The 18,035-nt window shown below is 71.8% G+C and carries 20 protein-coding genes; 4 read left to right on the top strand and 16 right to left on the bottom strand.

Features of this window, described 5'->3' with window-relative positions; translation table 11 throughout:
- Nucleotides 1-78: 78 nt before the first annotated feature.
- From ACZ7GZ_RS12860 to tsaB, 4 genes are read right to left on the bottom strand one after another with little or no spacing between them, the layout of a single operon-like run.
- The gene (locus ACZ7GZ_RS12860) at nt 79-336 is read right to left on the bottom strand and encodes a hypothetical protein (protein ID WP_471023522.1); all 258 of its coding nucleotides are present in this window, start codon (nt 334-336) and stop codon (nt 79-81) included.
- Nucleotides 333-1,421 carry a tRNA (adenosine(37)-N6)-threonylcarbamoyltransferase complex transferase subunit TsaD gene (gene tsaD / locus ACZ7GZ_RS12855; RefSeq protein WP_471023520.1) on the bottom strand — a complete coding sequence of 363 codons (1,089 nt, stop codon included), beginning with the start codon at nt 1,419-1,421 and terminating at the stop codon, nt 333-335. The genes ACZ7GZ_RS12860 and tsaD overlap by 4 nt, the downstream gene beginning before the upstream one ends.
- Nucleotides 1,414-1,887, bottom strand: coding sequence for a ribosomal protein S18-alanine N-acetyltransferase (rimI, locus tag ACZ7GZ_RS12850; RefSeq protein WP_471023652.1), 474 nt, complete (start codon nt 1,885-1,887; stop codon nt 1,414-1,416). Before rimI ends, tsaD begins: the two co-directional genes overlap by 8 nt.
- A 17-nt stretch (nt 1,888-1,904) precedes the next feature.
- The gene (tsaB, locus tag ACZ7GZ_RS12845) at nt 1,905-2,561 is read right to left on the bottom strand and encodes a tRNA (adenosine(37)-N6)-threonylcarbamoyltransferase complex dimerization subunit type 1 TsaB (protein WP_471023518.1); all 657 of its coding nucleotides are present in this window, start codon (nt 2,559-2,561) and stop codon (nt 1,905-1,907) included.
- 113 nt (nt 2,562-2,674) lie between these two features.
- On the opposite strand from tsaB, the gene ACZ7GZ_RS12840 reads away from it, so the two are divergent.
- Entirely contained in the window at nt 2,675-3,238 is a 564-nt protein-coding gene (locus tag ACZ7GZ_RS12840; RefSeq protein ID WP_471023515.1) for a hypothetical protein, read from the top strand.
- A 341-nt stretch (nt 3,239-3,579) separates the two neighbouring features.
- Here ACZ7GZ_RS12840 and tsaE read toward each other — a convergent pair whose 3' ends face one another.
- The 7 genes from tsaE to ACZ7GZ_RS12805 all read right to left on the bottom strand — a co-directional run bounded on the left by tsaE (nt 3,580) and on the right by ACZ7GZ_RS12805 (nt 9,688).
- Entirely contained in the window at nt 3,580-4,092 is a 513-nt protein-coding gene (gene tsaE, locus ACZ7GZ_RS12835) for a tRNA (adenosine(37)-N6)-threonylcarbamoyltransferase complex ATPase subunit type 1 TsaE (protein ID WP_471023514.1), read from the bottom strand.
- Nucleotides 4,058-5,317, bottom strand: coding sequence for an alpha/beta fold hydrolase (locus ACZ7GZ_RS12830; RefSeq protein ID WP_471023512.1), 1,260 nt, complete (start codon nt 5,315-5,317; stop codon nt 4,058-4,060). The genes tsaE and ACZ7GZ_RS12830 overlap by 35 nt, the downstream gene beginning before the upstream one ends.
- A gap of 120 nt (nt 5,318-5,437) precedes the next feature.
- The gene (alr, locus tag ACZ7GZ_RS12825) at nt 5,438-6,604 is read right to left on the bottom strand and encodes an alanine racemase (RefSeq protein ID WP_471023511.1); all 1,167 of its coding nucleotides are present in this window, start codon (nt 6,602-6,604) and stop codon (nt 5,438-5,440) included.
- A gap of 47 nt (nt 6,605-6,651) precedes the next feature.
- Nucleotides 6,652-7,566: a L,D-transpeptidase family protein gene (locus tag ACZ7GZ_RS12820; RefSeq protein ID WP_471023508.1), complete on the bottom strand. Its 915-nt coding sequence runs from the start codon at nt 7,564-7,566 to the stop codon at nt 6,652-6,654.
- Between the two features lie 52 nt (nt 7,567-7,618).
- A complete protein-coding gene (locus ACZ7GZ_RS12815) occupies nt 7,619-7,861 on the bottom strand; it encodes a hypothetical protein (RefSeq protein WP_471023507.1) in 243 nt (80 codons plus the stop codon).
- Complete coding sequence (locus ACZ7GZ_RS12810) at nt 7,840-9,270, bottom strand: NAD(P)H-hydrate dehydratase (protein ID WP_471023504.1); 1,431 nt, start codon at nt 9,268-9,270, stop codon at nt 7,840-7,842. The genes ACZ7GZ_RS12815 and ACZ7GZ_RS12810 overlap by 22 nt, the downstream gene beginning before the upstream one ends.
- Before the next feature lie 46 nt (nt 9,271-9,316).
- Nucleotides 9,317-9,688 (bottom strand): holo-ACP synthase, encoded by a 372-nt coding sequence (locus ACZ7GZ_RS12805; RefSeq protein WP_351239047.1) that lies wholly within the window; start codon nt 9,686-9,688, stop codon nt 9,317-9,319.
- A 92-nt stretch (nt 9,689-9,780) separates the two neighbouring features.
- Here ACZ7GZ_RS12805 and ACZ7GZ_RS12800 point away from each other — a divergent pair, with 92 nt between their 5' ends.
- Entirely contained in the window at nt 9,781-10,560 is a 780-nt protein-coding gene (locus ACZ7GZ_RS12800; protein WP_471023502.1) for an SDR family NAD(P)-dependent oxidoreductase, read from the top strand.
- A gap of 41 nt (nt 10,561-10,601) precedes the next feature.
- On the opposite strand, the gene glmS is transcribed toward ACZ7GZ_RS12800, so the two are convergent.
- Entirely contained in the window at nt 10,602-12,449 is a 1,848-nt protein-coding gene (gene glmS / locus ACZ7GZ_RS12795; RefSeq protein WP_471023499.1) for a glutamine--fructose-6-phosphate transaminase (isomerizing), read from the bottom strand.
- A gap of 169 nt (nt 12,450-12,618) precedes the next feature.
- On the opposite strand from glmS, the gene coaA reads away from it, so the two are divergent.
- On the top strand, nt 12,619-13,587 hold the full coding sequence (gene coaA / locus ACZ7GZ_RS12790) for a type I pantothenate kinase (protein ID WP_471023651.1): 969 nt from the start codon (nt 12,619-12,621) through the stop codon (nt 13,585-13,587).
- A 101-nt stretch (nt 13,588-13,688) separates the two neighbouring features.
- On the opposite strand, the gene ACZ7GZ_RS12785 is transcribed toward coaA, so the two are convergent.
- The 4 genes from ACZ7GZ_RS12785 to rplM all read right to left on the bottom strand — a co-directional run bounded on the left by ACZ7GZ_RS12785 (nt 13,689) and on the right by rplM (nt 16,861).
- Nucleotides 13,689-14,213, bottom strand: a complete 525-nt coding sequence (locus tag ACZ7GZ_RS12785; protein WP_471023497.1) for a hypothetical protein — start codon at nt 14,211-14,213, stop codon at nt 13,689-13,691.
- Nucleotides 14,214-14,324: 111 nt separating this feature from the next.
- Nucleotides 14,325-15,683, bottom strand: a complete 1,359-nt coding sequence (gene glmM, locus ACZ7GZ_RS12780) for a phosphoglucosamine mutase (RefSeq protein WP_471023494.1) — start codon at nt 15,681-15,683, stop codon at nt 14,325-14,327.
- A gap of 179 nt (nt 15,684-15,862) precedes the next feature.
- Nucleotides 15,863-16,375 (bottom strand): 30S ribosomal protein S9, encoded by a 513-nt coding sequence (rpsI, locus tag ACZ7GZ_RS12775; RefSeq protein WP_471023492.1) that lies wholly within the window; start codon nt 16,373-16,375, stop codon nt 15,863-15,865.
- Between the two features lie 42 nt (nt 16,376-16,417).
- Nucleotides 16,418-16,861, bottom strand: a complete 444-nt coding sequence (rplM, locus tag ACZ7GZ_RS12770; protein ID WP_030345455.1) for a 50S ribosomal protein L13 — start codon at nt 16,859-16,861, stop codon at nt 16,418-16,420.
- A 298-nt stretch (nt 16,862-17,159) separates the two neighbouring features.
- Between rplM and ACZ7GZ_RS12765 the strand changes: the two genes are divergently transcribed.
- A complete protein-coding gene (locus ACZ7GZ_RS12765) occupies nt 17,160-18,035 on the top strand; it encodes a hypothetical protein (protein WP_471023491.1) in 876 nt (291 codons plus the stop codon).

Genomic DNA, 18,035 nt, shown 5'->3' with positions numbered 1-18,035 from the left:
GATCTCGATGTCTCGATTTCGGCGTCCGGCCGTTCGCTGTGTGATGATCATAGCGCAGTCCGGGCGGGACCGCCAAGCTCAGCCGTCCGCCACCGACTCGAACCGCCAGCGGTGCACGGCCCGGGTCACCAACTCCGGTGCCGGTTCGGGCAGTTCGGGCAGCTCGGCGTCGTACGACACGTCCCACCAGGTGATGACCAGCACCCGGTCCTGCGGCGCCCGGAAGGTCTCGCGCCTGAGCGGCTCCTCCGTCAGGCGCTGTTCCCGCGCCCAGGCGAGGAGTTCCGCCCCCCGCCCGTCGGCCGCCCGGGCCTCCCACATCAGGGCGACGGTCATGAGTACAGGTTCTCCTTGCTGACCTCGTGCACATGGTCGTGGTTGCCCGGCACGTGCGGGTCCGTGACCGGCAGGGAGGAGTCGGCCGACAGGTCCCAGCCGGAGGCGGCCCGGTTCCGGGCGACCATCTCGGCGCCGAGCGCGGCGACCATCGCGCCATTGTCCGTGCACAGCTTGGGGCGCGGCACGCGCAGCCGGATGCCGGCCGCCTCGCAGCGCTCCTGGGCAAGCGCACGCAGCCGGGAGTTGGCCGCGACGCCGCCGCCGATCATCAGGTGGTCGACGCCCTCGTCCTTGCAGGCGCGGACGGCCTTGCGGGTCAGCACGTCGACGACGGCCTCCTGGAAGGACGCGGCCACATCACGGACCGGGACCTCCTCGCCGGCCGCGCGCCTGGCCTCGATCCAGCGGGCCACGGCCGTCTTCAGGCCGGAGAAGGAGAAGTCGTACGCGGGGTCGCGCGGGCCGGTCAGGCCGCGCGGGAAGGCGATCGCCTCCGGGTCGCCCTCGCGCGCGTACCGGTCGATGACCGGGCCGCCGGGGAAGCCCAGGTTCAGCACGCGGGCGATCTTGTCGAAGGCCTCGCCCGCCGCGTCGTCGATGGTCGAGCCCATGGGGCGGACGTCCGAGGTGATGTCCCCGGACAGCAGCAGGGACGAGTGCCCGCCGCTGACCAGCAGGGCCATCGTCGGCTCGGGCAGCGGGCCGTGCTCCAGCTGGTCGACGCAGATGTGGGAGGCCAGGTGGTTGACGCCGTACAGGGGCTTGCCGAGGGCGTAGGCGTACGCCTTGGCCGCCGAGACGCCGACGAGCAGGGCGCCCGCGAGGCCGGGACCGGCGGTCACCGCGATGCCGTCCAGGTCCCTGGCGCTGACCCCCGCCTCCTTCAGGGCGCGGTCGATGGTCGGCACCATCGCCTCCAGGTGCGCGCGGGACGCCACCTCCGGTACGACACCGCCGAAGCGGGCGTGCTCGTCCACGCTGGAGGCGACGGCGTCCGCCAGCAGGGTGGTGCCGCGGACGATGCCGACGCCGGTCTCGTCGCAGGAGGTCTCGATGCCGAGGACGAGAGGTTCGTCAGCCATTGGTCTCGGTTCCTTGTACTGATGAGGAAGGGTCGGTCAGTCGCATGACCAGGGCGTCCACGTTGCCCGGCTGGTAGTAGCCGCGCCGGAAGCCGATCGGCTCGAAGCCGAAGCGCTCGTAGAGCTTCTGGGCGCGGACGTTGTCGACCCGGCACTCGAGCATCACCTCGTGGCACTCGAACGCGGTCGCCGCGCGCAGCAGTTCGGCCAGCAGGCGGGCGCCGAGGCCGGTGCCCTGGATGTCCCGGGCCACGGCGATGGTCTGGACGTCGCCCTGCTCACCGGCGGCGACCAGACCGGCGTAGCCGACGATACGGCCGTCGCTCTCGGCGACGACGTAACGCCGGGTCGCCTCCGGTCCCCGGGAGTGGGCCAGCTCGGACCAGAACATGCCCCGGGACCAGGTGTCCTCGGGGAACAGGTCCTTCTCCAGCTCCAGGACCGGGTCGATGTCCCACCAGCGCATCTCGCGCAGTTGTACGGTCACTTCGGGGTGACCACCTTGTAGTTCTTGGGGACCTGGGCGTCCGGGCGGCGCAGGTACAGCGGGCGGGGGGCCGGAAGTTCCTCGCCGGCGGCCAGCCTCCCGGCCGCGAGCGAGGCGAGGGCGGCGGCGGAGACGTGCTCGGGCTCGTGGGCGCTCGGGAACGTGTCCGGGTAGAGCAGTGCGCCGGCGCCGACCGCCGGGAGACCCGAGACCTGCTCGGCGATGTCGGCCGGCCGGTCCACGGCCGGGTCGGTCAGCCGGGTCCGGGAGTCGGCGTACTTCGCCCAGTAGACCTCCTTGCGCCGGGCGTCGGTCGCCACGACGAAGGGGCCCTTCTCGATGTCGGCGGCGTAGGCGAGGCCGTCCAGCGTGCACACGCCGTGCACCGGGACGCCGAGGGCGAGGCCGAAGGTGTCCGCGGTCATCAGGCCGACGCGCAGACCGGTGTAGGGGCCGGGCCCGATGCCGACGACGACGCCGGTGACGGCGTCCAGCTTGAGCCCGGCCTCGGCGAGCACACGGTCGACGGCCGGCAGCAGCAGTTCACCGTGCCGGCGCGCGTCCACCTGACTCGACGAGGCGATGACGTCCGTGCCGTCGTGCAGCGCGACGGTGACGGCGGGTGTGGCGGTATCCAGAGCGAGCAAGAGCACGCAAACAGCCTACGGCGCCCACGGCTCACGCATGGCCGTCCGGGTCGAACGGTCACCCGGTGCTACGGTCTGTACGAAGTACGACATATGACCCGAGGCGGAGGTGGGCGCACGTGGCACGGACCAGTTCGGGGATCGTGGCCGCCCTCACCGCGGCAGCCCTCGGAACCGTCGGCTTCCTCGCCTACCAGGCCCACGCGACCGCACCGGCGAGCCTGGGCGTCAGGCCCGCGGCGGGCGCACCGCCCCTGACGGCCGCCGGCAAGTCGCCCCGCGACCGCGGCAACCCGGCCGCCCTGCCGCGCGGTTCCGGCCTGGGTGAACGGGTCGTGTACGCGCTGGACGACGACCGGGTCTGGCTGGTCGGCGAGACGAACCGGGTGCAGCGCACGTTCAGGGTGAACCCGGGCAGCATCGACCCGCCGGCCGGCACGTACTGGGTCACGTCCCGTTCGAGCGCGGTCACCGGCTCCGACGGCGTCCCCGTCGAGCATGTCGTGCGGTTCACCAGCGTGGACGGGCTGGCGATCGGGTTCAGCGCGGCGATCGGCAGCGGCGGACCGCAGCCGGCGGCGGAGCCGAACGCGAGGACCGGCGGGATTCGGGAGACGCGGGCCGACGGTGACGCGATGTGGGACTTCGCGACCATCGGGGTGCGGGTCGTGGTGATCCGCTAGGCGCAGTGGCGGGTCGTGTCGTCGCGCGGGTGCGGCGCCGTTGTGGCTTGTCGCGCCCGCGCGGCCCGAGCCGCTTGTTCAACAGGACCCAGGGCCCCCTTGGGGCGCGCTTCCGGGGCCCGGGGCGGCAGGGAGACCTCTTGTGCCGCAGCGCATGACGCCAGCAGGTCGCGCATGGACACCCCTGCGACCGTGGTGGGCCCGGGTTCGGGCATGGGCGCCTCCTGACGTGCGGGGGCAGATGTAGTTAGGCACACCTAACTACAGGCTGGATACCATGTGACCACGCCGGGGACGTCCCGCGCAATATGTTGCCGACGGCTTGTCGGAATCCGGGCACCTCAGGCCGTGAGCGTCTCCAGGCCGGCGTCGGCCCAGCGCTCCCCCAGCCCGGTCAGCGTCACATGCCGCACCTCGTCGGTCGTGTCACCGACGGCGCGGTGGATGACGACCTGGAGGCGGTCCTCGGTCAGCTCCTCCACCTTGCCCTCGCCCCACTCCACGACGATCACCGAGGCGGGCAGCGAGACGTCGAGGTCCAGGTCCTCCATCTCGTCCAGGCCGCCGCCGAGCCGGTAGGCGTCGACGTGGACGAGGGGCGGGCCGCCGCCGAGGGAGGGGTGCACCCGGGCGATCACGAAGGTCGGTGAGGTGACCGCGCCGCGCACGCCGAGGCCCTCGCCGAGCCCGCGGGTCAGCGTGGTCTTGCCCGCGCCCAGCTCGCCGCTGAGCATCACCAGGTCACCCGCGCGCAGCAGCTTGGCCAGTCGGCGGCCCAGCTCGCGCATCTGCTCGGGCGCGGTGATCGTCAGCCGGGTCTCAGCGGGGTTGTGCGGTGCTGCTGGTGCTTCCATAGCCAGTAACGGTAGCCCCTGCGGGCACCGCGCCCGCACGGGTGAGCAGGTCGGCGAGGCGGTCGGTGACCACTTCCGGGTGCTCCAGCATCACCAGGTGCCCGGCGTCCGGGACGAGGACCAGCTCGGCGTCGGGCAGCAGGTCAGCGATGGCCTCGCTGTGCTCGCTGGGCGTGACCAGGTCCTGGACGCCGGCCAGCACGAGCACCGGCATGTGCCGGAAGCAGGCGAGCGCCTCGGTCTTGTCGTGGTCGGTGAAGGCCGGGTAGAACTCGGCGACCACGTCGATCGGGGTGGACTCGATCATCCGCTCCGCGAACCTCTCGACGGCCGGGTCCACGTCCCGTCCGGCGAACGAGTACCGCTTGATGATCCCGGCGAACAGGTCGGCGGTGGCCCGGCGCCCCTTCTCCACCAGCTCCGCCTGCTGCCCGAGCGCCTTCAGCACTCCGGGCAGGATCCGGCGCACCGCGTTGACGCCGGCGAGGGGCAGCCCGAAGTTGACCTCGCCGAGCCGCCCGGACGACGTGCCGACGAAGGCGGTGGCGACGACCCGGTCCCGGATCAGCTCGGGGTACTGGGCGGCGAGGGCCATCATGGTCATGCCGCCCATCGAGTGGCCGACCAGCACGATCGGCCCCTCCGGTACGGCGGCGTCGAGGACGGCCTTCAGATCGCGGCCGAGCTGGTCGATGGTGACCGGCACCCGGTCCCGGGTCTGGGCCGCGCCCCGCCCGGACCGGCCGTGGCTGCGCTGGTCCCAGTGCACGGTCCGTACGACCCCGCGCAGGGCCGCCCGCTGGAAGTGCCAGGAGTCCTGGCTGAGGCAGTAGCCGTGGCAGAAGACCACGGTCACGGGCGCGGGGGCCTTGCGGCCGAAGAGGCGGCGCCGGCGCGGGGAGACGTTCGGCCCGGGGTCGGGCTCGGCCTCGTCGACCTCGTAGTACAGCTCGGTGCCGTCGTCGGCGTGCGCCTTGCCGGGGGTGCCGCGCAGGGTGCCGTAGGGGCCCGCGGAGTCCAGCGCCAGCCGGGCCTTCCTGCGCATGCCGCGGCCCACCGTCATCCGCTCGATGGCGACGCCGGCCGCCGCGCCCGCGGCGAGCACGCCTATCGCGGCACCGGCGATGCCGGTCGCCCTGCGCCAGCTCCCGGCCGCCCCCGCGGCGGAGGCGGCGGCCGCCGAGGCGACGACGTCCGCCACGGCCTCCGCACTGCTCTCGCTCACGTACCGCTCCTCTTCGCCGTACTGCAGTTCGCCTGGGTGGGTGAAACGAATGAAACCTGTGGTGCTGGTGTGATGCCGGATTGCTGTTGTTGCCGCTGTGACCGAGCCCTTGGGGACGGGTTACCCGAGTTCTTCCCCGTTCACATAGACGCGGGGAACGCGGGTTCCGATGCGTGTGACGATTTCGTACGCGATCGTGCCGCAGGCCTGCGCCCAGTCCTCGGCGGTGGGCTCACCGCGGTCGCCGGGCCCGAACAGGACCGCCTCCGCGCCCGCCTCCGGCTCGTCCCCGCCGAGGTCCACCACGAACTGGTCCATGGCGACCCGGCCGGCGACCGTCCGCCACTTGCCGTCGACCAGCACCGGACCGGTGCCGGAGGCGTGCCGTGGGATGCCGTCCGCGTAGCCCACCGGCACCAGGCCGAGGGTGGTCTCGCCGGGGGTGACGTAGTGGTGGCCGTAGCTGATGCCATGGCCGCCGGGCACGTGCTTGACCAGGGCCAGCGAGGCGCTGAGCGTCATGACCGGACGCAGCCCGAAGTCGGCGGGGGCGCCCAGCTCCGGGCTGGGCGAGATGCCGTACATGGCGATGCCCGTGCGGACCAGGTCGAAGTGGGTCTCGGGCAGGGTGAGCGTGGCGGGCGAGTTGGCGATGTGCCGCACCTCGGGCCGCACGCCCTGCTCCTCGGCGTACGCCAGCATCTCCCGGAAGCGGTCCAGTTGGGCGGCGACGGACGGATGGCCCGGCTCGTCGGCGCAGGCGAAGTGCGACCACAGCCCGGTGACGCGGACCAGCCCCTCGGCCTCGGCGCGCAGGGCCTCGGCGACCAGCTCGGGCCAGTCGGCCGGCTGGCAGCCGTTGCGGCCGAGCCCGGTGTCGGCCTTGAGCTGCACGCGCGCGGTGCGTCCGGCCTCGCGGGCAGCCGCCACGACCTCCCGCAGCGCCCACATGCCGCTCAGGGACACGTCGATGCCGGCCTCGACCGCCTGCCGCCAGGGTCCGCCCGGCACCCACAGCCAGCACAGGATCCGGCCCGGCAGCCCGGCCGCGCGCAGCGCGAGGGCCTCCTCGGGCGTGGCCGTGCCGAGCCAGCTCGCGCCCGCCGCGAGGGCCGCGCGGGCACACGGCAGCGCCCCGTGGCCGTAGCCGTCGGACTTGACGACGGCCATCAGGGCCGCGTCCCTCGCCCGGGCGCGCAGGGCACGCACATTGGCCCGCAGGGCGCCCAGGTCGATCTCGGCGCGGGCGCGCAGGGGGGCGGTCGGCACAGTCGCAGTCTCACTCATCGCGCCCCCAGTCTCTCAGAGGGCCGTACGGGCACCGGCGTGCAGTGTCAGGTACCCGGCCGCCGCCCCCATACGTAGACGTGGTCGCCCTTCTTCAGCACGCCCCACAGCTTGCGCGCGTCGCCGAGCTTCAGATTGACGCAGCCCCAGGAGCCGACGGTGGTGTAGATGCTGCCGTAGACGGCGTGGAAGGCCTCGCCGCCGTCGAAGAACTGGGCGTACGGCATGGGCTCGTTGTACAGGGTCGACACGTGGTTCTTGTGCCGCCAGTAGACGGTGTGCCAGCCCTTGCGGGTGACGTGTCCCTTGCGTCCGCTGCGCATCGGCACCGGTCCGAACACCACCTTGGAGCCCTTCTGCACCCAGGTGAGCTGCCGGTTCAGATCGACGCAGGCGACCTTGTACGACCGGACGGGGCACTTCCTGGCGGCGTTGGGGTTCTTCTTCGCCGAGATGAGCATCATGGTCGACCAGGTGACGGGCCCGGCGAACCCGATGGCCGGCTTGATCCCGTGCTTGGTCTGGAAGGCGCGGACGGCCCTGCAGTCGGCGGCGGACTGCTTGCCGTCCGCCTTCCGCTTCAGCCACCGCTCCACCTGCCGCTGGTAGGGCCCGGCCTGCCTGCTGCACGTCACCTTGTCGACGGCGTCGGCGAGCGGCACGTACTCGATGAGGTCGTACGTCCCCGGCGCCGCGTCCTTGGGCTCGACGGCGTCCTCCGCCGCGGTCGGCGTGTACACCTTGGGCGGCAGCGCCTGGTCGGGCGTGTCGATCTGCCACGGCTGAGCGGGCCCGGGGGCGACGCCCGGGACCAGCTCGGGGGCGGGAGCCGGGGCGGGGGGTGCGGGTTTAACGGCCGAGCGGACGGCCGCAGCGGCTTCGGCGGTTCCGGCCGCCGGGAGTGCCGTGGCGATGGCGAGCAGCGCCGCGACACCCCGGGACGCGATTCGTCTGCTGATCATGCGATCAGCCAAACGCGCGGCCCTCGCGGATCGGGGATGCCGCGCGGCGGGGTCACCCGAGGAGTGCACCCGGGTACACCCGGTTCGGTATCCGGGTGCAGTCCGCGCCGGCGGCCCCGGCCGGGGCCCGTCCGACGGCGGCCTTCCCGGCGGCGGGCGCGCTCCGGGCCGTACAGCCGGCGGCCGGGGTTCCGGGCGAGGTGGTGCGGCTCACCCGGTTCGGCCCGCCGCCCCGTTCCTCGTCACCACGGCCGGCGGGCAGCCGCGGCCCGGTCAGCCCCGGACGTCCCGCCACGCCTCCGGGATCCGCGCCGCCACGTCATGCGCCCCCACCGGCGCCCCGTCCGAGGCGAACCGCCCGGCCAGCCCGTGCAGATACGCCGCCGCACTCCCCGCGTCCACCGCCGACAACCCGGCCGCCAGCAACGACCCGGCCAGCCCTGACAACACGTCACCGCTGCCCGCCGTAGCGAGCCACGAGGTCCCCGTGGCGTTCACCCGCACCGCCCCTCCCCCCGAGTCGGCCACCAGCGTCGTCGAACCCTTCAGCAGCACGGTCGCCCGGTACACCACCGCCAGCTCGCGCACCGCGGCCAGCCGAGCCCCCTCGACCTCCTCCCGCCGCACCCCCAGCAGCGCGGCGGCCTCTCCCGCGTGCGGGGTCATCAGGGTCGGCGCCGTACGCCCGCGCACCGTGTCCCGCTCGGCCAGCCGCAGCCCGTCCGCGTCGACCAGGACCGGCACGTCCGCGCCCAGCACCTCGGCCACGGTCGCCGCGTCGTCGCCCGCCCCCGGCCCGACCACCCAGGCCTGCACCCGCCCGGCCCTGGCCGGCCCGGCGTCGGACACCAGGGTCTCCGGGAAGCGTGCGATGACCGCGTCGGCCGCGGGCCCGACGTACCGTACGGCGCCCGCCCCGCCCCGCAGCGCCCCGGACACGGCGAGCACGGCGGCCCCCGGATACCGCGCGGACCCGGCGGCGATGCCCACGACCCCCCGCCGGTACTTGTCGCTCTCCGCGGCGGGCACCGGCAGCAGCCGCGCGACCTCGGCGTGCTGCAGGGCCTCCAGGTCGGCCTCGCCCGGCAGTTCCAGCCCGATGCCGACGAGCCGTACGACGCCGGCGTACTCCCGCCCCGGATCGATCAGCAGGCCGGGTTTGCAGGTGCCGAAGGTGACGGTGAGGTCGGCCCGGATCGCGGCCCCCCGCACCTCCCCGGTGTCGGCCTCGACCCCGCTGGGCAGGTCCACGGCCACCACGGCGGCCCGGGACCGCTCCACCAGTCGGGCGAGCTTCTCGGCGTCGGGCCGCAGCCCGCCCTTGCCGCCGATCCCCACGATCCCGTCGACGACCAGATCCGCCCGCTCGATCGGCTCGTCGACGGCATCGGAGGCGGCGACGGCTCCCCCGGCCCTGCGCAGCGCGGAGAGCCCCCCGGCGTGGGCCCGTTCGGGCGAGAGCAGTACGGCCGTCACCCCGGCTCCCCGCCGCGCCAGCCGTGCCCCCGCGTACAACGCGTCCCCGCCGTTGTCACCGCTGCCGACGAGCAGCACCACCCGGCTGCCGTACACCCGCCCGAGCAACTCGGCGCAGGCGGCGGCCAGCCCCGCGGCGGCCCGCTGCATCAGCGCACCCTCCGGCAGCCGTGCCATCAGTGCGCCTTCGGCCGCCCTTACCGTCTCCACGCTGTACGCAGTACGCATGGCACCGAGTCTGCCCCGGAACCGCGGCCGTCCACACCCGGGGCACTCAGCCCTCGGCGATCACCACGGCCGAGGCGACCCCCGCGTCATGGCTGAGCGACACATGCCAGGACCGCACGCCCAGTTCCGCGGCCCGCGCCGCCACGGTCCCCGTCACCCGCAGCCGGGGCTGCCCGCTGTCCTCGACGTACACCTCGGCGTCGGTCCAGTGCAGCCCGGGCGGCGCGCCGAGGGCCTTCGCCAGCGCCTCCTTGGCGGCGAACCGGACCGCGAGCGAGGCGATCCCGCGCCGCTCCCCGCTGGGCAGCAGCAACTCCCGCTCCACGAACAGCCGGTCGGCCAGGCCCGGGGTCCGCTCCAGCGAGGCACGGAACCGGTCGATCTCGGCGACGTCGATCCCCACTCCGATGATGCTCATGCCCGGCAGCCTACGATCGCCGGCCCCGCCACACCCGCCCACCTGCCGAAATCCCCTGCCGAGCCGCGCATCCGCCGTCTACGCTGCGCCCCATGACGTCCCAGCCCTACCTCTTCGACCTGTTCTCGCTGGACGGCCGTGTCGCCGTGGTGACCGGAGGCAGTTCCGGCATCGGCCGGGCCATCGCCGGGGCGCTGGCACGGGCCGGCGCGAGCGTGGTGGTCGCGGCCCGGGGCAAGGAACAACTGCAGGAGACCGTGGGCGGGTTGACGGCCTCGGGCTGCCGGGCCGCCTGGGTCGCGGCCGACCTGAGCACCCGCGACGGCGTGCGCGTAGCGGCCGAGGAGGCGGCCGGCGTCTTCGGCGAGCCCGACATCCTCGTCAACTCGGCCGGGATCAACCTGCGGCCGCCGATGAGCGAGCTGGGCGAGGACGTGTGGGACACCACCATGGCCGTGAACCTTCAGGCGCCCTTCCTGCTGGGGCAGCGGTTCGGGCCCGGCATGGCGGAGCGTGGCTTCGGCCGGATCATCCACATCACCTCCCAGCAGGCCCACCGCGCCTTCGTGCAGAGCGGGGCGTACGGCGTCTCGAAGGGCGCCCTGGAGTCGCTGGCCCGCTCACAGGCCGAGGCCTGGTCGCCGTACGGCGTCACCGCCAACACCCTGGTGCCGGGGTTCGTGATGACACCGCTGAACGAGCGGCTGTCCTCCGACCCGGAGAAGGTGGCGGCGCTGGCCGCGCGCACGATGACCGGCCGCAACGGTCTCGCCGAGGACTTCGAAGGCGCGGCCGTCTTCCTCGCGAGCCGCGCCTCCGCCTATGTCACCGGCCAGTCGATCTTCGTGGACGGCGGCCTGTCGGTGCACTGAGCCATCGGTGCACCGGACCATCGGTGCACCGGGCCTCGGCCCTACTCCACCGTCACCGACTTCGCCAGGTTCCGCGGCTGGTCCACGTCGTTGCCCCGGGCGGTAGCCAACTCGCACGCGAAGACCTGCAGGGGGACGGTGGCGACCAGGGGCTGCAGCAGGGTCGGGGTGGCCGGGATGCGGATCAGGTGGTCGGCGTACGGGACCACCGCCTCGTCGCCCTCCTCCGCGATCACGATGGTGCGCGCCCCGCGGGCCCGGATCTCCTGGATGTTGGAGACGATCTTGTCGTGCAGGACCGAACGGCCGCGCGGGGAGGGGACGACCACGACCACCGGCACGTCCTCCTCGATCAGCGCGATCGGGCCGTGCTTCAGCTCGCCCGCCGCGAAACCCTCGGCGTGCATGTAGGCGAGTTCCTTGAGCTTGAGGGCGCCTTCGAGGGCCACCGGGTAGCCCACGTGCCGGCCCAGGAACAGCACCGTGTTCTTCGACGCCAGCGTCCGTGCCAGCGCCCGCACCGGCTCCATGGTCTCCAGGACCCTCTCGACGTCCTCCGAGATCCGGGAGAGGTCCTTGATCACCGCCTGGATCTCGTCACCCCACTTGGTGCCGCGTACCTGGCCCAGGTACAGCGCGACCAGATAGCAGGCCACCAGCTGGGTCAGGAACGCCTTGGTGGAGGCCACGGCGACCTCCGGCCCGGCGTGCGTGTACAGCACCGCGTCCGACTCGCGCGGGATCGTGGAGCCGTTGGTGTTGCAGATCGCCAGCACCTTGGAGCCCTGCTCGCGGGCGTGCCGCAGCGCCATCAGGGTGTCCATGGTCTCGCCGGACTGGGAGATGGCGATGACCAGGGAGCGGCCGTCCAGGATCGGATCCCGGTAGCGGAACTCGCTGGCCAGCTCCACCTCGCACGGGATCCGCGTCCAGTGCTCGATGGCGTACTTGGCGATCAGGCCGGCGTGGAAGGCCGTACCGCAGGCGACGATGACGACCTTGTCGACCTCGCGCAGCTCGGACGGGGTGATCCGCACCTCGTCCAGCGTCAGCGAGCCGGACGGGTCGATCCGGCCGAGGAGCGTATCGGCGACCGCCTTGGGCTGCTCGGCGATCTCCTTGAGCATGAAGTAGTCATACCCCCCCTTTTCGGCAGCGGAGGCGTCCCAGTCCACGTGGTAGGAGCGGACCTCGGCCGGGCGGCCGTCGAAGCCCGTGACCGTGACGCCGTCACGGCGCAGCTCCACCACTTGGTCCTGGCCCAGCTCGACCGCCGAGCGCGTGTGGGCGATGAACGCGGCGACGTCGGAGGCCAGGAACGCCTCACCCTCTCCAACGCCCACCACCAGCGGGGAGTTCCGCCGCGCGCCCACGACCACGTCCGGCTCGTCGGCGTGCACCGCGACCAGCGTGAACGCACCCTCCAACCGCCGGCACACCAGCCGCATCGCCTCCGCGAGGTCGGCGCAGGAGGAGAACTCCTCGGCCAGCAGGTGGGCGACCACCTCGGTGTCCGTCTCGGAGTTCAGCTCGTGGCCACGCTCGGCCAACTCGGCGCGCAGCACCGCGAAGTTCTCGATGATCCCGTTGTGGACGACGGCGACCCGGCCCGCGTTGTCCAGATGCGGATGGGCGTTGGCGTCCGTGGGCCCGCCGTGCGTGGCCCAGCGGGTGTGCCCGATGCCCGTCGAGCCCGTCGGCAGCGGCCGTTCGGCCAGCTCCTTCTCCAGGTTGACCAGCTTCCCGGCCTTCTTCGCCGCGGCCAGCCCACCGTCCGCCAGCACGGCGACACCGGCCGAGTCGTACCCCCGGTACTCCAGCCGCTTCAGCCCGGCCATCACGACATCGAGCGCCGACTGCGACCCTACGTATCCCACGATTCCGCACATGAGCCGCAGCCTACGACCCGTCCGGCGCCAAAAACCGCTTCCGTGTGCCCGAATTCGGAAATTACCACCGCCATACGAACAGCTCGCCGGGCCGCGGGCGTGACGGACCCCACCCGCCGCCCCGTTCAAACTCCGTTAACAATGGACTGTGATCTCACCGGTCTCCTCGATGCCCCGGAGCGCCCACCGGCACAGGCCGGAGGCGACTCCCTACGTCGACCTCACCCGCGCCGAGTGGAGCGCGCTGCGCGACAAGACGCCGCTGCCGCTCACCGCCGAGGAGGTGGAGAAGCTGCGCGGTCTGGGCGATGTGATCGACCTGGACGAGGTGCGCGACATCTACCTCCCGCTCTCCCGGCTTCTCAATCTGTACGTGGGGGCCACCGACGGTCTCCGAGGCGCCCTGAACACGTTCCTCGGGGAGCAGGGCTCCCAGTCCGGTACCCCGTTCGTGATAGGGGTCGCCGGCTCCGTGGCCTGCGGCAAGTCCACCGTCTCCCGGCTTCTTCAGGCCCTGCTGTCCCGCTGGCCCGAGCACCCGCGCGTCGAACTGGTCACCACCGACGGCTTCCTGCTGCCCACCAAGGAGCTTCAGGCCCGCGGCCTGATGTCGCGGAAAGGATTCCCCGAGTCCTACGACCGCCGGGCCCTCACCCGGTTCGTCGCCGACATCAAGGCGGGCAAGGACGAGGTCACGGCCCCCGTCTACTCCCACCTCATCTACGACATCGTCCCGGACCAGCGGCTCACGGTCCGCCGGCCCGACATCCTGATCGTCGAGGGACTGAACGTCCTGCAGCCCGCCCTCCCCGGCAAGGACGGCCGTACCAGGGTCGGACTCGCCGACTACTTCGACTTCAGCGTGTACGTCGACGCGAGCACCGAGGACATCGAGCGCTGGTACCTCAACCGCTTCAAGAAGCTGCGCCAGACCGCCTTCCAGAACCCGTCCTCGTACTTCCGCAAGTACACCCAGGTCTCCGAGGAGGAGGCCCTCGACTACGCCCGCACACTGTGGCGGACGATCAACAAGCCCAACCTGGTGGAGAACATCGCCCCCACCCGCGGCCGGGCCACCCTCATCCTGCGCAAGGGCCCGGACCACAAGGTGCAGCGGCTGAGGCTGCGCAAGCTGTAGCCCGGCCTGCCGGGCATCGTCCCGGCCGGAACTCTGACGCTGCTGGCCCAGAAGCGGCCGTGGGCCAGACAGCGCGGGCGTACGGCGAAGGCCGGCGGCCTCTAGAACCGCCTTTCGCAGTTCCCGTTGACGGTGTCGCCGGGGTCGGCGAACACCGTGTCGGTGCCATCGCCGCAGTTCACCGTGTCACCACCGGCGTTGTCCTGGACGCCGATCGTGTCGTTGCCGCCGTTGGTGGTCACGGTGTCGGTACCCGTACCGGCATCGACGGTGGTGTTGACGTGAACCGTGGAACCGTCGAAGGAGTCGTTCCCGTCGCCCAGCGCGACGGCGAGCCGGGTCACCGTGCCGACGAGGCCGCAGTCGGCGCTGTTGGCGGACACCCGGGTGCAGCCGGGACCGATCGCGATGCCTGTGCTGTCGGTGAGAATCAGATGGTTGGCGGAACTGACGGTGGCCGTGACGACGTTCGCCACGCCGGCGCGCGCCTGGAGCCCGGCGAGGCCGCCGAAGATGCGGAACGCCGTGGAGCCCGGTGTCTGGGCGGCGGCCGGGGTGGCGGCCGAGGCGACGAGAAGACCCGCCACCAGGACCGGACCGACCGCTCGCTTCATGGTGCTGCTCACGATCTTCATGATGTGCTTCTCTTTCGTCGAGGGGGGACGCCGCTGTCAGCGGCCTCGACGCCAGAGAAACAGTCAGTGACGGATCGTGCACTTTTTGCTACGCCTTGGGGATCACCCCAGGGCCGACTTCACCGCGTCGGCCAGTCGCCCGGCCACCGACCGCGCCTGGTCGATGTCGGCCGCCTCGACCATCACCCGCACCAGCGGCTCGGTACCGGACGGCCGCAGCAACACCCGCCCGGTCTCGCCGAGTTCCCGCTCGGCCTCGGTCACGGCGGCGGCGAGGTCCGCGGAGGTCCGCACCCGCGACCTGTCCACGTCCGGCACATTGATCAGCACCTGCGGCAACCGCTCCATCACGGCGGCCAGCTCGCGCAGGCTGCGCCCGGTCTCGGCGACCCGCGCCGCCAGCAGCAGCCCGGTCAGCGTGCCGTCACCGGTCGTCGCGTGATCGAGGATGATCACGTGCCCGGACTGCTCGCCCCCGAGGGCGTAGCCGTGCTCCTTCATCTCCTCGAGCACATACCGGTCGCCCACGGCCGTCTGCACGAGCCGGATCCCGGCCCTCTGCATCGCGAGCTTGAAGCCCAGGTTGGACATCACCGTGGCGACCACCGTGTCGGACCGCAGCGCGGAACGCTCCTGCATCGCCAGCGCCAGCACGGCGAGGATCTGGTCGCCGTCGACCTCCTCGCCGGTGTGGTCCACGGCCAGGCACCGGTCGGCGTCGCCGTCGTGCGCGACACCGATGTCCGCGCGGTGTTCCAGGACCGCGGCCTTCAGCTTGTCGAGGTGGGTCGAGCCGCAGCCGTCGTTGATGTTGAGGCCGTCCGGCTCCGCACCGATCGTGACGATCTCGGCGCCCGCCCGGGAGAACGCCTCCGGCGAGACCCCCGAGGCCGCGCCGTGCGCTTCGTCCAGGACGATCTTCAGCCCGTCGAGCCGGTTGGGCAGCACCGACAGCAGATGGCCGACGTACTGCTCGAAACCCTCGTCGTACGAACGCACCCGTCCGACCCCGGCACCCGTCGGCCGCTGCCACGGCTCGCCGTGCCGGTGCGACTCGTACACCGCCTCGATCCGGTCCTCCAGCTCGTCGGCGAGTTTGTGGCCGCCGCGGGCGAAGAACTTGATGCCGTTGTCCGGCATGGCGTTGTGGCTGGCGGAGAGCATCACACCGAGGTCGGCGCCGAGCGCGCCGGTCAGGTACGCCACCGCGGGCGTCGGCAGCACACCGACGCACAGGACGTCCACGCCCGCGCTCGCGAGGCCCGCGACCACGGCCGCTTCCAGGAACTCCCCGGACGCCCGCGGGTCCCGTCCGACCACCGCCTTCGGCCGGTGGCCCTCGAAGGTGCCCGCCTCGGCCAGCACGTGCGCCGCCGCTACGGACAGGCCGAGCGCCATCTCGGCGGTCAGGTCCGCGTTGGCGACACCGCGCACGCCGTCCGTACCGAAGAGTCGTCCCACTTGTCCTCCTGAGGAAGCGTCCTTGCTGCCCTGAATGGTGGCAGACGCCGAGTCATCCGATCGCACCAGCCTTTGAACGTCTTGTGTCGTTATACGCCCTTGGCCGGGATAAACGAACGCCCCGACGGCACATGTGGCGTGCCGCCGGGGCGTTCGGAGTACGAGCAGGCAGCTGCTGATTAGCGCTTGCTGTACTGCGGAGCCTTGCGGGCCTTCTTCAGACCGGCCTTCTTCCGCTCGACCGCGCGGTCGTCGCGGCGCAGGAAGCCGGCCTTCTTCAGCGGACCGCGGTTGTTGTCGACGTCGGCCTCGTTCAGGGCGCGGGCGACACCGAGACGCAGCGCACCGGCCTGACCGGAGACACCGCCACCGGCGATGCGGGCGACGACGTCGTAACGGCCGTCCAGCTCGAGCACCTTGAAGGGCTCGTTGACTTCCTGCTGGTGCACCTTGTTCGGGAAGTAGTCCTCGAGGGTGCGACCGTTGATCTTCCACTTGCCGGTGCCCGGAACGATCCGGACACGGGCAATGGCGTTCTTGCGGCGACCCAGGCCGGCGGCCGGCTGGGGCTCGCCGAAGCGGGAGGCCAGGGACTCCGAGGTGTACTCGCCCTCGACGGGGACCTCGGACTCGGTGGTGTAGCTCTCGATGTCGATCTCTTCGATCGGCTGCTCGGCAGTGGTCTCGGCCACGATTCTCCTCAGATTCTCTTCAGTCTTAGGGGGTGGCCGGACTTACTGCGCGACCTGGGTGATCTCGAACGGCACCGGCTGCTGGGCAGCGTGCGGGTGCTGGTCACCCTTGTAGACCTTCAGCTTCGAGAGCATCTGACGGCCCAGAGTGTTCTTGGGGAGCATGCCCTTGACGGCCTTCTCGATGGCCTTCTCGGGGTTCTTGTCGAGCAGCTCGTCGTAACGGACGGAGCGCAGACCACCCGGGTAGCCGGAGTGGCGGTACGCCATCTTCTGGGTCCGCTTGTTGCCGGACAGGTGCACCTTGTCGGCGTTGATGATGATGACGAAGTCACCAGCGTCGACGTGCGGCGCGTAGATCGGCTTGTGCTTGCCCCTCAGAAGGGTCGCTGCGGTGGTGGCGAGACGGCCCAGGACAACGTCCTGAGCGTCGATGACGTGCCACTGGCGCGTCACATCGCCGGGCTTGGGGCTGTACGTACGCACGGTTCGTAGCCTTCGCTTCGAGTGAATGGTCCTGAACAGGTCACCGAAACGATCACGACAGCCTTGACCGCACCGCGGTGACGCAAACCGCGTGCTGGTCGCTGGTCATCGGCCCGGCGGACCGGTGTAAGGGCCCGTCCCGTGAGAATGAGCAAGCCAATACACAACGAAGAAGCAGGTTACCTGCAGGGCCCCGGACGGGTCAAAACGAGGCCCTTCCCCCTCATGTCGGCGGACAAACAAGGCATGCCGCCGCACGCGCTCCAGCATCTTGCGCACCCCGTCTAAGATGCGCCCCATGAGTTACGGGCAGGGGGGACCCCAGTCTCAGTGGGATCCCTGGAAACCGAATTCCCAGCAGCCCTGGAGCAGCGGAGGTGACGACGGCACTCCCGACTGGGCCGCGCTCGCGGAGGCCTCGGAGACCCGCAACAAGCGCCGCAAGCTGCTGTTCATAGGCGGCGGGGCACTCGCCACGGTCGCGATAGGCACCGTGGTCGCCATGGCCGTCGTCTCCGCGAACGGCGACGACGGACCGCAGGCCGGCCCCGGCCACCTGCCCGCCAGCGCCTCCCTGCCCAGCGGCTCGGCCACGCCGTCCTTCGCGCCCACCAGCGCCCCGCCGCCGCTGGACCCGAAGGACTTCATCGCCAGCGCCAAGAAGGACACCGCCCCGCTCAGCGCCGGCACGCTCTTCCCCGGCACCCAGCTGACCATGGGCGACACGGTGTACAAGAAGGGCGCCACGGCCGACACCACCACCTGCGCCTCAGCCGCCGGCGCCGACCTTCCGAAGATCCTCACCGCCAACGGCTGCACCCGCCTGATCCGCGTGACCTACAGCAAGGGCGGCATCGCGGCCACCGTCGGCGTCGCCGTCTTCGACGACCAGGCACAGGCCGCCCAGGTCAAGAAGCAGGCCAAGAAGAACGCCATGGTGCGCTCCCTGCCCGGCAAGGGCGTCAAGGACTTCTGCAACGCCGCGGTCTGCCTGACGACCACGAACGCCGCCGGGCGCTACGCCTACTTCACGACCGTCGGCTTCCTCGACGGCAAGAACGTGACCAAGAAGGACACGAAGATCTTCTCCGCCGGCAACGACCTGCAGCAGTTCACCTTCGACCAGATCTACCGCCGCGGCCAGGCCCAGGCGTCCGCGGCGGCGAACCGGTAG

The sequence above is a fragment of the Streptomyces sp. NPDC037288 genome, from assembly GCF_055603265.1.
The sequence above is the reverse complement of the archived record's forward strand: the minus strand, read 5'-3'. Positions and strand labels throughout refer to the sequence as shown.